General features: G+C 69.8%; 12 protein-coding genes. 1 reads left to right on the forward strand and 11 read right to left on the reverse strand.

From position 1 onward, the window contains the following. The 10 genes from AB0M35_RS14590 to AB0M35_RS14635 all read right to left on the reverse strand — a co-directional run bounded on the left by AB0M35_RS14590 (position 1) and on the right by AB0M35_RS14635 (position 11,447). Complete coding sequence (locus tag AB0M35_RS14590; RefSeq protein WP_363745383.1) at positions 1–1,452, reverse strand: hypothetical protein; 1,452 nt, start codon at positions 1,450–1,452, stop codon at positions 1–3. Continuing rightward, positions 1,440–2,543, reverse strand: a complete 1,104-nt coding sequence (locus tag AB0M35_RS14595; RefSeq protein WP_363745385.1) for a caspase family protein — start codon at positions 2,541–2,543, stop codon at positions 1,440–1,442. The genes AB0M35_RS14590 and AB0M35_RS14595 overlap by 13 nt, the downstream gene beginning before the upstream one ends. Then, positions 2,540–3,733, reverse strand: coding sequence for a hypothetical protein (locus tag AB0M35_RS14600; RefSeq protein WP_363745387.1), 1,194 nt, complete (start codon positions 3,731–3,733; stop codon positions 2,540–2,542). The genes AB0M35_RS14595 and AB0M35_RS14600 overlap by 4 nt, the downstream gene beginning before the upstream one ends. A 207-nt stretch (positions 3,734–3,940) precedes the next feature. After that, positions 3,941–4,651, reverse strand: coding sequence for a deoxyribose-phosphate aldolase (gene deoC / locus AB0M35_RS14605; protein WP_363745389.1), 711 nt, complete (start codon positions 4,649–4,651; stop codon positions 3,941–3,943). A gap of 129 nt (positions 4,652–4,780) precedes the next feature. Continuing rightward, entirely contained in the window at positions 4,781–5,830 is a 1,050-nt protein-coding gene (locus AB0M35_RS14610; RefSeq protein ID WP_363745391.1) for a zinc-binding dehydrogenase, read from the reverse strand. Between the two features lie 26 nt (positions 5,831–5,856). Further along, a complete protein-coding gene (locus tag AB0M35_RS14615) occupies positions 5,857–7,341 on the reverse strand; it encodes an FGGY family carbohydrate kinase (RefSeq protein ID WP_363745393.1) in 1,485 nt (494 codons plus the stop codon). Continuing rightward, entirely contained in the window at positions 7,338–8,162 is an 825-nt protein-coding gene (locus tag AB0M35_RS14620) for a carbohydrate ABC transporter permease (protein ID WP_363745395.1), read from the reverse strand. The genes AB0M35_RS14615 and AB0M35_RS14620 overlap by 4 nt, the downstream gene beginning before the upstream one ends. Further along, entirely contained in the window at positions 8,162–9,130 is a 969-nt protein-coding gene (locus tag AB0M35_RS14625; RefSeq protein ID WP_363745397.1) for a sugar ABC transporter permease, read from the reverse strand. Before AB0M35_RS14625 ends, AB0M35_RS14620 begins: the two co-directional genes overlap by 1 nt. A gap of 55 nt (positions 9,131–9,185) precedes the next feature. After that, positions 9,186–10,562 carry an extracellular solute-binding protein gene (locus AB0M35_RS14630; protein WP_363745399.1) on the reverse strand — a complete coding sequence of 459 codons (1,377 nt, stop codon included), beginning with the start codon at positions 10,560–10,562 and terminating at the stop codon, positions 9,186–9,188. 102 nt (positions 10,563–10,664) lie between these two features. Beyond that, positions 10,665–11,447 carry a GntR family transcriptional regulator gene (locus AB0M35_RS14635; RefSeq protein WP_363745401.1) on the reverse strand — a complete coding sequence of 261 codons (783 nt, stop codon included), beginning with the start codon at positions 11,445–11,447 and terminating at the stop codon, positions 10,665–10,667. Positions 11,448–11,895: 448 nt separating this feature from the next. Between AB0M35_RS14635 and AB0M35_RS14640 the strand changes: the two genes are divergently transcribed. After that, positions 11,896–12,573, forward strand: coding sequence for a lytic polysaccharide monooxygenase (locus AB0M35_RS14640; RefSeq protein WP_363745403.1), 678 nt, complete (start codon positions 11,896–11,898; stop codon positions 12,571–12,573). A gap of 183 nt (positions 12,574–12,756) precedes the next feature. Here the strand turns inward: AB0M35_RS14640 and AB0M35_RS14645 are convergent, their stop codons facing one another. Next, on the reverse strand, positions 12,757–14,493 hold the full coding sequence (locus AB0M35_RS14645) for a hypothetical protein (RefSeq protein ID WP_363745404.1): 1,737 nt from the start codon (positions 14,491–14,493) through the stop codon (positions 12,757–12,759). Positions 14,494–14,495 lie beyond the last annotated feature (2 nt).

Genomic DNA, 14,495 nt, shown 5'->3' on the forward strand with positions numbered 1-14,495 from the left:
CTATGTCCTCCGCTCCGGAGCGTTGACCAGGTAACTCGAAGGTGGTGGCCGGGTCGGGTCATCCCACAGCAGGACAAGGTCCCGGTGGTGACTGTCGCCGTGCCAGCCGTTCTCGCGGAACTTACGTACGGCGTCCGGAAGCTGGGTGACCAGGCGGCCCCGTGACAGCCCTTCCAGCACCGCGCGGCGCGACGGTTCGGCGTGGTCGCCGCGTAGCCACACGGCCACCGGCGTTCCGGTGGACAGCACCGCGTCGACGGCGGCCGGCTGCCGTCCGACCAGCGGGCAGGTCACGGCCATCCACGCCCACCCCGAACAGTCGGCGGGCTCGGCCGAAACACTGCCGGTGGAGTGCAGCCAGCGCATCGACTCCGGTGCGGGGCTGTCGACCCGCGCGCCGGCGACCAGCACCTTCCAGCGATCCTCCAGCAGTGGCAGGGCCGCAGCCGGCCGCGTCAGTGGCCGCACGATGACCTGGTACAGCGCGCCCAGTCGTTCGCCGCCGGCCAACCGCCAGGTGTCGACGGGCTCGTTGAGGTGGCTGGGTGGTAGGGCGAACTCGATGAGTGGTCGCCGCCGAGGATCGAGCGCGCCGTGGGCATAGCGCGCGATGAACTCACGCAGCCACCGCTGCAGCTCGTCGAGGGTGACGATCTCCTCGGGGCCGCAGTTGGGCCCGAAGGGTGCATCGGTCTGGCTGAGCCACGCCATCGCCAGGTAGGTGTCATCTTCGGCCGGCTCGACCCGCACCAGCAGGCAGGTCCGCGCCTTTGCGTCGACGGACCGAACGGCGTTGCGCAGTCCGGTCACCTCGGCGCGGCGATGCGCCTCGACCAGGTCGAGGTGCGCGTCGATCCAGCCGCGGAGGTCGTCGACCGTTGCGCTGTGCTCGCTGTGGTTGGCCAGCAGCTCCAGGAACCGCAGGAGCGGCACGGCCGTGCCGCGACGTTCCAACTGGTGTACCGCGCCGACCATGGTGGACGCTGCCGTGTGCACAGGAACCGGTCGTGTCGCCTCGACGAACAGTGCTGGCACGTCCGCGTGTGCGGTGAGCGAGATGCCGTCGAGCAGGTCGAACAGTCCGGCCCGGTCGTCCTCGGTGAGGAGGCTGGGCTCCAGCTCCAGCACCCGGTCGCACTCGGCGAGCAGGACGCCGGCAGGGCCAGCCCTGTCGAACAGCACCAGGGCGGCGGCGCGCAGTGCGCGTACACCGCCTCGAACCCGCAGGCATTCCCGGGTCAGTGCGACCAGGTCCAGGCGGCGTACCGGGCTGCGCGCCACCGAGAGGCACATCGCGGGCTCCTCCGCCCGCAGTTCCGTCTCGACAAGACTGATCAGGAGGGAACGTGCGTGCGGCTCCACCAACTCCTCGACGTTCTCCAGGCTGGTCACCAACGCCTGGAGGGATCCGGACTCCCAGGCCGCCCGCACGGCGTCGGCTACGCCGGCCAATGCCGGTCCAAGGCGTCAAGGGTCCGGGTCAGATCGGCGCGGTTGGCCATGGCGAGGCTCAGCACCGTCGTCAGCGCCTCCCGTCCCGTCTCGTACATCTCACAGGTGCGCAACAGTCTGACCAGGTCCATCCGAGGGCTGCCGGCATAGGGCACGGCGCCGCGGATGTCCGACGGCAGCAGGCTGATGAACTGCTGCAGGTTCGGCACGCTCGCCAGTTCGTCCACGTCGAGCATGGCATCGACGATGGCGCCGAGCGCCGCCAGGGACATCCGTGCAGGACGGGCCGTTCCCAGGTCGAACACCACGCCCTCGCGGGCCGGGGTGCGTTGCCACAGGTACGGTGGGCGCTGGCTGGTGGCGCCCGCTGCCCGCAGCTGGGTGAAGCGCCGGTCGAGGTGGGTGGCGAGCTGGTCGACATCCGGTGGCCATCCGGCGGCCGGATCGGCGAGGGCTTGGAGCAGCTCGTCGGAGAACAGGCCCGTACGGCGGGTGGAGTCGTTCAGAGCCAGCTCGCCGGGGCTGGCGGCGACGAGCGCGTGCTGGTCGCGTCCGGGCATCAACGTTGGATGTGTCGGCAGCGTCTGGTGGGGCAGGAGGTTGACGTACTGCAACTCGGAGACGAGGTTCTGGCAGGCGTCCACCACGAGCAGCTGGTGGCGTGGGTGGGGGAAATAGGCTGTCATCAGTGTGCGCATCAGCGCGTTGAGGTCCAGGTTGCGTTTGTCCGGGACCGTGGCGTCGGCGTAGAACAACCGCCGATTGCCGTCACCGTCGATCACTCCGTGCCCGCCCCACACGACGATGAGCAGGTCCGCCTCGTCGGCGGGCAGCTCCCTGGTCAGCACGTCGTACACGACCGCCTGCTCGGCCGGCCGCACCGGTAGGCCCAACTGCGCCAGGGGCGCCTCGTTACCCGGCAGCGGGGAGGCGAGCAGGGTGACCGATTCGTCGTCGACGCCATGCCCGCGCAGCCACTGCACGTACCGGCACGCGTCGCGCACCGGCCCGTCGAGGTTCCACTCGGCGCCGACGTCGTAGCGTTCGACGCCCACGACGACCGCGCGCACCTGAGGGGCACGGTCGGTCATTCTCGTACCGCCGACATCACGTGCCGAAGCACGGCATACACGGCCGGGTTGGCGAAGTAGGCGCTGTGCGAGCGGGGGAACGGGACGCCGTTGTCCACCTCCACGTCACGTACCCGCTCACCGAAGATCGGTTCCGCCAGGAAGGCCAGCAGGTCCCGCCGGTCGAAGATGTTGATCCACGGGACGGGGAAGGTGTCCGGTAGCGGTGCGGCGGGCGGCAGACTCGGCAGGGCACCGAGTTCGTGCAGGTACGGGGCCTGCGAGCCGACCGTGATCAGGCCCCGTACGTTCGCCGGCGGGGCGTCCACCAGGACGTCCACGCAGGCGATGCCACCAAGGCTGTGGGCCAGCAGGACGACGTCGTCATCCACCGCCGCCACGGTCGTGGTGATGTGCTCCCTGATCGCGGCACCCCGGGCGAGATACACCATGATGTCGCCGGCCGCCGGGCTCACCGCACTGGTCAGCGCGAGCCGTCGTCGTTCCGCCGGGCGGGTCGCTCCGAGCGTGGCGGCCAACTGGGCACCGGCCATCACGGCCCGTCCCATCATCGCACGAGCGTCTCCATGCAATTGCGCGACCAGCAGCTCGACGAGGGCGTCGCGCCGTTGCCCGATCAGCGGGACGGGCCCACCGGCCTGCTGGTCGGCACGGGTCATGGCTTCGGCCACGATGGCCGCCGCCAGGGCGGTGGCCAGCTCGGTCTGCTGCCCTGCGGCGAGCGCGTCGGCGGTGACCGGCGCACCGAGGACGGTGGTGACGGCTGGATCGAAGGTCTCTGCCAGGCCGGCGCGACCAGCGGCCTCGCGCACCTGTGGACTGGTGGGCAGTTCCAGTGCCGCCTGCCGGATACGCCTACCAGGTGGCACCGTGTGCGGGGCCACCTCGCGAGCCCCGGCGCCGGTGGCGGCGATGAGCCGCAACTCGAACAGCGGGTCGATCTCCAGCAACGCCCATCGTCGCACCTCGCCGTCGTCGAGCGAGTCGTCATCCGTCCCGCGTGGACGCATGCCGTCCGGGATGGACGCTCCGTCGCGCGACAGTCGGGCTCCGTGGGGCTCACCCCAGTAACACGGCAGGACCGGTACCGATCCGTCGACATTCGCTATCTCGGCGGTGACCCGGGCGAACGTCGCATCGAAGTGGGGCTGACGGACCCCGGTACCGTGAACGAACACTACCGTCGTCATGCCGACGCACCCTCCAGCAACCGCGACGCCCGGACGACAACCTATCGTGCCTCTCCCCACAATTGGTCGTCACCTGTTCACCGGCCGCGCTCAGCAAGGATGGTGTCGGATCTGTACGTCTGCCGAACTCCCCAGGGCGTCGGTCGCCGTTGGCGTCGGCGGATCCGACGACGCCCGGCAACCGACGCCCTGGGTGCGGTCATCCGTTCAGTAGCTGACGGTTTTCTCGTTGGCGGTGTCCGTCACGATCGCGATGCCGGCGCTGGTGCCGAGGAGTTCGGCGCCGGCGCGCAGCAGTGCCACGGCCTGGGTGTAGGACTTGATGCTGCCGGATGCCTTGACCCTGCTCCGGCCGGCGGCGCGTCCCACCAGGTAGCCGATGCTGGCGGGGTTGGCGACCTCGATCGCGCCGCTGCTGGCGTTCTTCAGGTACGCGGCGCCCGCCTCGATGGACAGTTCGATGGCGGTCTCGCGCTCGGCCTCGGTCAGCAGCGGCAGCTCGAGCATCACCTTGACCGGGACCCCGGACGCGCGGACGACACCCGCGATGTCCTCGCGGAACTCGTCGTACATGCCGCTCTTCAGCCAGCCGATCTGGACTCCGATGTCGATCTGTTCGGCACCGGCGCGCACCAGGCTCTCCGCCTCGTACGCCTTCCCGGCGCTGGTGGTCACCCCGACGGTCGGGAAGTCGAGCGCGGAGGCGACCTGGACGCTGCTGCCGCGCAGCACGTCGGCGACGACCGGCACCCAGGAACCGGGCACCATCGCGGCGTTGAAGCCGTGGGCCAGGGCCTCCTCGGCGTGCTTGATCATGCGATCCCGGGTGGTGCCCACCTCGATCAGCGTGTGTTGGATGTACGGCGCGAGGGCGGCCGGGGTCAAGTCGGCGGGCAGGGCGGTGGGGGCGGAAGTCATTGCGGTATCTCCTTCTGCGGACGTGCGGCACCCTGCGGTCGGCGTCGTACGCCTAGAACCGCACGGGTGGGGTGGAACCGGGAGGGTGGTGAAGAGGATTCGACGGAGCGGGACGTGCGCCTGCTCGGGTCACGACCAGTCGATCAGCACCTTCCCGATGTGCCCGGCGTCAGCCGCGGCCAGCGCGTCGGGGGCCCGCTGCGCGGGGAAGGGGTCGGTGATGAGGTGCTGCAGGGCGGGGAGACTGCGGGCCGCTCGGAGGACCGCCGGGAACTCGGGCTGCGTGAAGACCCAACTGCCGATGACCCGCAGTTCCTTGCGGATCACGTCGACCCCGGGGTCGATCTCCATGCTGTTGTTGGCGCCGAGCAGCACGACGGTGCCGTGCGGCCGGGCCAGCTTCATCACCTGGGTCTGTGCGGTCGGATTGGCGGAGCATTCGAAGATGACCTCGGGTCCGCGCCCCTCGGTCACGGCCGCGACGGCGGCGACCGGGTCCTGCGCGATCGGGTCGATGGCCGTACCCGCGCCGAGGGTCTTGGCCAGGTCCCGCCGCCCCTCGATCGGGTCGACGGCGAACACCTCAGCTCCGGCGGCCGCCGCGAGGGCCACCACGCAGCAGCCCACCGGCCCGAGGCCGAACACCGCCACCCGGTCGCCCACCGCGACCCCGGACTTGCGGAAGGCCGAGTACGCGGTGCCGAAGTTGCAGGCGATCAGGGCCGCCATGGCGTCGCTGAGGTCGTCGGGTACGGGCAGGACGCCGGTGGCCGGCGCGGTGAGGTATTCGGCGTCCGCTCCGCTGCGGTGGTTGCCCAGGGTGCGCCGGTCGGCGCAGAACATCGGCTCACCGCTGAGGCAGAAGGTGCAGTCGCCGCAGCCCGAGTGCTGGTAGACGATGACCCGGGTGCCTTCGGCCGGTCCGTCGCCGCTGGCGGCGGCCTGGGCGATCACTCCCACCGCCTCGTGGCCCGGGACCGTGTGCAGCCGGTGGCCGAGTTCCTGCGCCGACTTGCGGTAGTGCGGCAGGTCGCTGCCGCACACCGCGGACACGGTTACCCGTACCAGCACCTCGTCGTGGGCCGGCACCGGGCGTGGCACCTGGCGTACGACCGATTGCTGGTCACCGGTCAGCATCAACGCCCGCATCGACTGCTCGTCGGTAGGGTGGGCTTCCATTTCCAGGTTCTCCTTGCTTGTGCTCGTCACGCCGCGGCCAGGCCCGACATGTCGAGGTAGCGGCTGTACAGCGCGTCGTAAACAGGGGCGGTGGTGGGGTCGGGCCGATGGCGTCGAGCAGCGGTGAGCAGCGGTCCGGCAGCGTGCGGAAGGTCGTCGTAGCGGCCGAGGCCCACCCAGGCCGACAGGGCCGCACCCCGCAGTGGTGCCGCCTGCGGATCACCCGCCGGCACCTCGACGGTTGTGCCGGTGACGTCGGCCAGGACCTGGCAGAACACGGTGGAACGGGCGCCGCCGCCGATCGCGGTCAACGTCGGCCCGGCCAGTGCGGGCGGCAGGTGCCGCAGCACGTCGCGGACCTGTAGGGCGATGCCTTCCATCGCGGCGCGGACGAGAAAGCCCGGTCCGTGCGCGAAGTCCAGGCCGCTCATCCGGCCGCTCGCCGCTGTCCAGTGCGGGGTTCCGACGCCCGCCATGGTCGGTGCGAACAGCAGGCCCCGCGCGCCTGGTTCGACCGCGTCGGCGTCGGCGGACATCCGCTCGTACGCCGCGTCGTCGTCGCCGTAGCGCAGTAGCGTTCGCAGCCAGCGAAGCACCGATCCGCAGGCGGGAATGGTTCCCTCGACCGACACGTGGTCCTCGACGATGTGTGCGGCGCGGACGAATCCTGCGACCTCGGGGGCGTCGCGGGCAGTGGCCGGGAAGACCATCGTCGCCGAGGTGCCGAGATTGACGGTGGCGGCACCGGGACGCACGCCGCCGCCGCCGGCCGCCGAGCACTGCTGGTCACCGCCGCCGACGTAGACGGGCAGCCGGCGTGGCAGGCCCGTCAGGTCGGCCACCTCGTCGAGAAGTCGACCGGCGACGTCGGAGCAGGCGCGCAGCGCGGGCAGCCGGTCCTCGCCGATGTCGAACGCGTCCAGCAGGTCTGCGCTCCAGCGTCCTTGGCGCAGGTTCAGCAGCCCGACCCAGGACGCGCAGCTGCGGTCGACCTGCGGCGGGCCGCCGGCCAGCTTGTGCAGCAGCCACTCCTGGACACCGACGAAGTACGCCGAGGCCGCGTACTCCTGCGGGGCGTGTCTGCGCAGCCAGACGAGGGTGGCCAGGGCCGGCATGGTGCTCAGCGGCATGCCGGACTCTCGGCTGTAGGTGTGCGCGTCCACCGACCGGCGCATGGTCGCCAGCTCGCCGGCACCGCGCTGGTCCATCCAGAGCACCAGCGGGGTGACCGGTTGCAGGTCCTTGTCGAGTCCGGCAACGGAGGCCCGCTGGGTGGCCAGGGTGAGCGCGACGATGCGATGCCCGGCCTGTGCGGCGAGTGCCTGGATGTCCCGAAGCAGCTGTGCGGTCGCGTCCCACATTGCCGGCAGCGACTGTTCGGCGTGGCCCGGGTATGGGTGGTCGATGACCAGTTCGCGGCTGTGCTGACCGTGCACCGTGCCCTGATCGTCGACCAGCGCGCAGCGGATACCGGTGGTGCCGGCGTCCACGACGCACACGACCTCGGTCATCCCTTCACCGCCCCGAAGCTCATGCCGGTGACCAGCTGCTTCTGCGCGAGGAAGAGCACGACGGCGACGGGAAGTACGGCCAGGGTTCCCGCGGCCATCATCGGGCCGACCGCCACCGACTGGAACTGCATGAACCCCAGCATCGCCACCGAGACGGTCTTCGCTTCGCCGCTGGCCAGCGTGAGGGCGAAGACGAACTCGTTCCAGGAGAAGATGAAGTTCAGCACGGCCGCAGCCGCGACCCCGTTGCGCACCATCGGCCACGCCACGCTCATGAATTTCCTGGTCTCCGAGCAGCCGTCGAGGTCGGCGGCCTCGAAGACCGCGGCCGGCAGGTCCGCGAAGAAGCTGCGGAGCAGGAAGAAGGTCACCGCGAGGTTGACCACCGTGTGCATCACGGTCAGCGCCCACACCGTGTCGATGCCGCCGATCTGGCGGAACAGGACGAAGTACGGGATGACCACGACGACCGCCGGGAGCATCCGGGTCGACAGCACCCAGAACTCGAAGTCCGACCGGCCCTTGAACTGCATGCGGGCGCAGGCGTACGCGGCCGGTGTGGCGGCGGCGATGGCGATCGCGGAGGACACCACCGCGACGAGAACCGACCGCCCGATCGCCCCCATGAACTCGGCGTCGCCGAACAGGTCGACGAAGTTGAACATGTACAGCGGGGCGAGCCAGTCCGGCGCACCGCCGTGGATGTCGCTGGGAGCGGCGAAGCCGACGCGGAGCATGAAGGCGAACGGCATGATCGACCAGAGGATGAGGGCCCAGATCGCCGCGGTGCGCAGCACCCGCCCTTTTCGAGTCTCGTGCACTAGTGCTCCAACCGTTGCAGCGCGGGTGCGGCGAACCGTTTCCCGACGATGAACAGGACGACGAGCAGCAGCAGGCCGAGCGCGGACGCCTCACCGATGTGCAGGTCGTTGAAGGCGGTCCGGTAGATGCGTACGACAAGCGTCTCGGTCGCCGCGCCCGGCCCTCCCCCGGTGATGATCCAGATGGAGTCGAAGGTACGGACCGCGTCGATCGCGCGGATCGTGACGACGAAGGCCACCAGTGGCTTGAGCATCGGCAGCGCGATGCGGACCAGCCGTTGCAGGGCGCTCGCGCCGTCGAGTGCGGCCGCTTCGAACGTCTCGTCCGGCAGGGACTTCAGGCCGGCGAGCATGACCAGGGTGATGAACGGCGCCCACTGCCAGATGTCGACCACCACGAGGGCGACCACGGCCAGCATGGGCTCCGACGTCCAGCCCGGTGTGGGTAGCCCGAGCCCCGCCAGGGCGGCGTTGATCTGTCCGCCGTCCGGGTTGAGCATCAGCCGCCAGGACAGGTACGCCGCGACCGGTGTCGCGCCGAACGGCAACACGAGCAGGGCCAGGTAGAGGCGGCTGCCGCGCAGCGGTCGCCACAGCAGCGAGGCGGCGAGGGTACCCAGGAGGAACTCGGCGACCACGGCGACCAGGACCATGCCGACGGTGAGCAGCAGCGCCCGGAGCAGGCCCGGTTCCCCGATGGTGTTGGTGAAGTTGGTCAGCCCGGCGAAGCCCTGCTCGTCGGGGCGGGTCAGGTTGTTGTGCCGCAGCGAGTTGACCAGCACCGACACGAACGGGTAGACCGTGAACGCCAGCAGCAGCACGGTCATCGGGGCGAGCATGCCGATGAGGAACAGTCTTCTGCTGCGCCGGTCGTCCGGTCGGGGCGTACGCCCGGCGGTGCCCGGCGGTGCCGCCGGCGTCGAGCCGGCGGCCTGCCGCGACAGCACAGCTGTTCGGTCTGCTGACATCACAACCTCGTTCGGCGTGGACGACGCCGGCCGGTCAGGCCGGCGGGACGGCGGCTCATCGGCCCGCTCGGGCCATCGCGGCTGCCGCGTCGGCCATGGCACGCTTCGGATCCTTGCCGTCCACCAGCACCTTGATCAGTTCGAGGGAGAGGGCGTCGGCCTCGCTCGGGAAGGTGGGCCGGGCGTACGGAACCCGGTCCGGCTGTACGGCCTGGAGGTTGGCGACGATCTCCTTCGACATGTCGCCGGGGTAGAAGGAGAGGAAGTCGTCGTTCGACCACACCGACTCGCGGGCCGACGGGCTGCCCGACTCGGCGCTGACCGAGGTGGCGGTCTCCTTGCTCATCGCCCAGGCGTAGAAGAGGGCGGCCTGCTCCTTCTTACGGGACGCCTTGGGGATGCCGGCCATCCAGTACCAGTAGTTCGGGGCGGCCTTGGCGGCGGCGCTGTCGGGCCACCGGGACACGGCGATCTGGTCGGTGTGCTTGCTGCTGTTCTTGTCGAGCACCACCGACAGCAGTCCGCTGGCGTCGGTGTAGAGGGCCGCCCGGCCCTCGTTGACGCTGCCGGTTGCCTCCAGCCAGCTCATGTTGGACGCACCCTTGGGGCCGTACTTGGTGAGCAGCTGCTGCACGTACAGCTCGGTGGCGGCGACCGCCTCGGGGCTGTCCACCGTCGGGGTGTTGCCGTTGTAGAACTCGCCGCCCTGGGTGAGGAAGAAGTTCGTCCAGGTCCACACGATGTCGAGTCCGCGCCGGCCGCGGCCGGCGAAGGGACGCTCCATGGCGGCGGAGAGTTTGGCGCTCGCGTCGACCAGGCTCTCCTGGGTGGGGAATCCGTTGACGCCGGCCTGGGCCGCGAGGTCCTTGCGGTAGATGACCACGCCGGCCTCCGCGGACAGCGGCAGCGCCATGAGTTCACCGTTGAGGCTGCTGGCCTTGCGGGCCGGCGCGAAGAAGTCGTTGGTGTCGAACCAGTCGGCGTTGACCAGGCCACCGCCGCCGAAGTAGGTGTCCAGCGGCTCCAGCCATCCGGCGTTCATGTACTGCCCGGCCTGCAGGTTGCCGACCATCAGCGCGTCGTACGTGGTGGCGCCGGAGGAGAGTGCCACCAGGGCCTGCTGGTAGTAGCTGTCCTCGGACAGCGTGTTGGCCTTGATCTTCATCCCGGTGAGTGCCTCGAACTCCGGGAATCGCTTGCTGACCGCGGAGGTCCACCAGTGTTCGCAGAGCAGGAGGTTGAGGGTCTCCCCCTTGAAGCGGTCCCATTCCATGCCGGACGCGCCGAGTGTTTCTCCACCTGTGGTGGCGCTCGGGGTGCCTGTGTCGCCCTCGCGGGAGGCGCAGGCACCGAGGGCCAGCGCGCCGGTGACGCCGAGGGCGCCGGTCAACAAGCCCCGGCGGGACAGCCTGAATGAAGTCTCGTTTCGCATGATGTCTCCTGTTGGCAGCACGTATCGACGGCGGTGGAGGACCACCGTCGGTACGAGTGGGGGTGGGGGGGGTGTGGTGCAGAGATGGGTGTCAGGCAGGTCCTACCGCTTGATCCAGGAGGAGATCCGTACGCGGTCTCCGCGTACCCATACGTCGGAGTACTCGACGGAGTTTCCGTTGGACTGGTAGGAGATTTGTTCGAGGTAGAGGACCGGGATGCCCGGACGCAGCGACATCGCGTGACTGACGTCGTCGTCGGGAAGTATGGCGGAGAAGGTACGCCGGACCGAGTCGACGGTCACGCCGTAATCGTGTTCGAGCACTCCGAACAGCGACCGGTCCTGAAGGATCTGCGGGGGCAGATCCGGGCACAGAACGGTCGGGAGGTAGTTGTCCAGCAGATAGACCACCTCACCGGCGACCGATCGGGTACGCCGGATGGCCAACACGCTGAGATCGTCAGCAGGTAGACCGAGGTGGGCGGCGATGTGGCTCGGTGCCTGGATGACCCGGGCGGACAGCACCTGGGTCTGGTACTCCACGCCCTCCCGGTCCAGGCTCTGCGCCGTGGAAATCAACTCCTGGGCGAACTCCTGCTCCAGCATCTGCCCCCGCACGAAGGTGCCCTTGCCGCGGGTCTGCTTGAGCAGGCCAGCTTCGATCAGGGTCCGGATCGCCCGCCGGACGGTGCCCCGCGAGACGTTCAGCGCGGCCGCCAGTTCCGGCTCCGCCGGCAACTTCAGGTGCTCCGGCCACTCACCCGACTCGATGCGCTGTCGCATCAGCTGCGAGATCTGCTCGTGCAGGGCCTCGGCGTCAGCCGCCGAGACCTCTCGGGTGAGCGCCCTGATCGCCGCGGGGGTGAGTTCGTGAGTCGTAGCCACGCCGCTCCCTCATCGCTTGTTCACTGATGTCCGCGTTGGTCTGTAGACATCACTGAACATATTCCGAGCTTCGGTGGCCGGTCAAGAGGCTGACCTCGGAAAACTTGGCTCGACGGACCACGGCGGGCAGGAGGCCGGGCGTGCGGCGGCAGGAGGAAGCCGATGGGACGAGCGGACGACCACGGACCGCGATCACGCGGTTACGACGAACTGCGGGCCTTGCGAGACCACCCGCGACAAAGGGCTGCGAATTTGTCGATCATCGACGGTCGACCCGCCGAGATCCATTCAGATCGGTGCAGCGCGAATGGAATCTCGGCGGCGATCGAATCGCCCCACGAACACAGAAATTAGATAGACGATCATTAATATGCGCTATCCTCGGTGCAAAGTCGTTGGAAGCGCTCCCAACCCGTCCCTGGGGGCGCCTCGGAACGGAGGATGCACCGTGCATTCACACCATCACCCCCCTCGATCCGGGCGGCAGTCCGCCGTCCGCCGACCTCTCCAGGCGCTCGCCCTGACGCTCACCATGCTGGTCGGAATGCTGCCCTGGACCGGCGCCGCCCAGGCCCACGGCACCGTCATCAACCCGGCGACCCGCGCCTACCAGTGCTGGAAGACCTGGGGCAACAAGCACATGGATCCGGCGATGCAGACGCAGGACCCGATGTGCTACCGGGCGTTCCAGGCCAACCCCGACACCATGTGGAACTGGATGAGCGCCCTGCGCGACGGCCTCGGCGGGCAGTACCAGGCCCGTACGCCCGACGGGCAACTGTGCAGCAACGCCCTGTCCCGCAACGACACCCTGAACCAGCCGGGAGCCTGGAAGGCCACCACGGTCAGCCGTAACTTCACGCTCCAGTTCTACGACCAGGCCAGCCACGGCGCCGACTTCTTCCGGGTCTACCTCACCCGGCAGGGGTTCAACCCGAACACCCAGCGTGTCGGCTGGGGCAACATCGACCTGATCACGCAGACCGGGCGGTACGCGCCGACGCAGAACATCTCGTTCAACGTCTCGACGTCCGGCCGTAGCGGACACCACGTCCTCTTCGTGATCTGGAAGGCCTCGCACATGGACCAGACCTACATGTGGTGCAGCGACATCAACATCGTCTGATCCAGAAGGTCGACAATTGCACCGCTACTCCGGTCCAGACGATGTGCTGGACCGGAGTAGTGGTGTCTCAGTTGTTGCCCGCCGTCGCAGAAAAGCGTAGCCGCCGTAAAGGATCTGTCCTTTCGACAACCGATCTTTGCGAGGCGAACGGCCGGTGAGATGTCGTACGGCAAGCGGTGTCCATCAGGTGGTCGCGACGACGTCGAACACCAATCCGCTCGAGCCCTCGCCGCGACCCGGCCGCTTCCGCCGACCGATCCAGGTGTGCGTCGACCCGTCCGACCAGCGGACCCGCTGGTGCACCCGGGTGACGTGCAGCCCCTCGCGAGGTACCTCCTCCGAGTGGATCGTCAGGTCCCGCCCGGGTTCGAGCAGTTCGCCCCACGGCCGGGGGTCTACCGGGTGCCCCGCGTCGTGCCGGGGAACACTGCCCCGGCGCAGCAGGTAGGCGCCCCGGACCGGTTCCACCGGCAGCAGCGGGAACCAGTGCTCCGGCACGCTGCTGGCCAGTCGGTAGTAGGCGCTCTCCCCCGCGCCGGAGGCCATCACCGGCCCGCCGGAGCCCACCGGGGCGTCGGCAGCCGCCAGTTGCGCTGTCTCGTGCCGGCGTACCCGACGGCCGATCACCCCCGCCACCGTGCTCTCCACCGCCCAGGCAACGTTGGCCATCTCGTCCCGGAAGATCCGGACCTCCTCCACCGGCTCGGCCTCCAGGCTGTCGGCGATCGCCGGGGCGACCAGGAAGCGGTCCGAGAGCTCACCTGCCGCTGCCTGCGGGCCGGTGACGTCGTGCCGGAACATGCTCCAGTCCTGGCCGTCGCCGGGCAGCGCACCGGCGGGGCGGATCAGGGTCCGGAAACCGAACGTGTCGGTGACCACCAGCGACCCGATCCGCGCCACGGTGGCCACCGGCAGGGTCAGCGGTATCAGGTACCAGTCGTTGCTGTAGACGGTGGCGTACTCCATGAGCAGCAGCCGAGACAGGTCGGTCGGCTCCGCCTCGACCCGCCCGTAGTCCACCCGCGCGTCCTCGAACTCCCACCAGCGCGCCGCCGGCATGCCCGGATAGCCGGCCGGGGCCGGCAGCACGGTCCGGACGATCTCCTCGGCCGGCTCCTCGCTCGGATCGGTCGCCGGCAACGAGCCACCCATGTCGACGCTGAACGAGTACCAGTCGAGCCGGCCACCGTCGTACTCGGCGGCGGAGAACACCGTGTCGACACCATCGGACCGGGCCGCCACCTCGAACCGGTACTCCATCCGGGACGGATCCCAGGCCGGCGGCGCCGGGTCCGTACCGTCCGGGGCGAGCCCGAGCGATTCGAGCCAGGTCAGCCAGGACCGGGCCGTGGACCGCAACGCCCGCAGGTCCGCCTCGGCCACCGCCACCCCGGCCGGCGGCGTGCCGTGGTCGACCAGGGCGCGCAGCGCCGGCAGTAGCCGGGCGCCACTGGGCGTCCGCCGCCCCAGCACCGACAACCAGCGCCGGCTCTGAGGGTCCGGCAGGCTGTCACCGGCGTCGTCGAGGGTCAGCGGGTAGGCCGCCGCGAACCCGTCCCGGTAGCCGGCCAGTGCCGGATCCGCACCGAGCAGCCGCAGGAAGTGCTGGCCCGCGCGGGCCGCGATCCGCGGATCGGTGAGCCGGCCGGCGGAGCCGGCCTCGACCTGCGTCTCCAGGGGAGAGCCCCGGTCGTACGGCCGAGTGGTTCCGCCGTGCGGACGGTAGCGGGTCACCGGCGCGACTTCCGCCCGCAGGCGGACCGACACCGGCGAGCCGGCGTCCTCGCCGGTGAACTCCCCCAACTGCCACTGCCGGGCCAGCATCCAGAGCGGGTCGTGGATCCGGGCCTGCAGGCCGGGGGCGAGATCGTCGCTACGGGCACCCGGTTCGAGCCGGGTCCATGAGGTGACAGAGGACATCG

The sequence above is a fragment of the Micromonospora sp. NPDC051196 genome (assembly GCF_040682415.1).
Taxonomy (GTDB): Bacteria; Actinomycetota; Actinomycetes; order Mycobacteriales; family Micromonosporaceae; genus Micromonospora.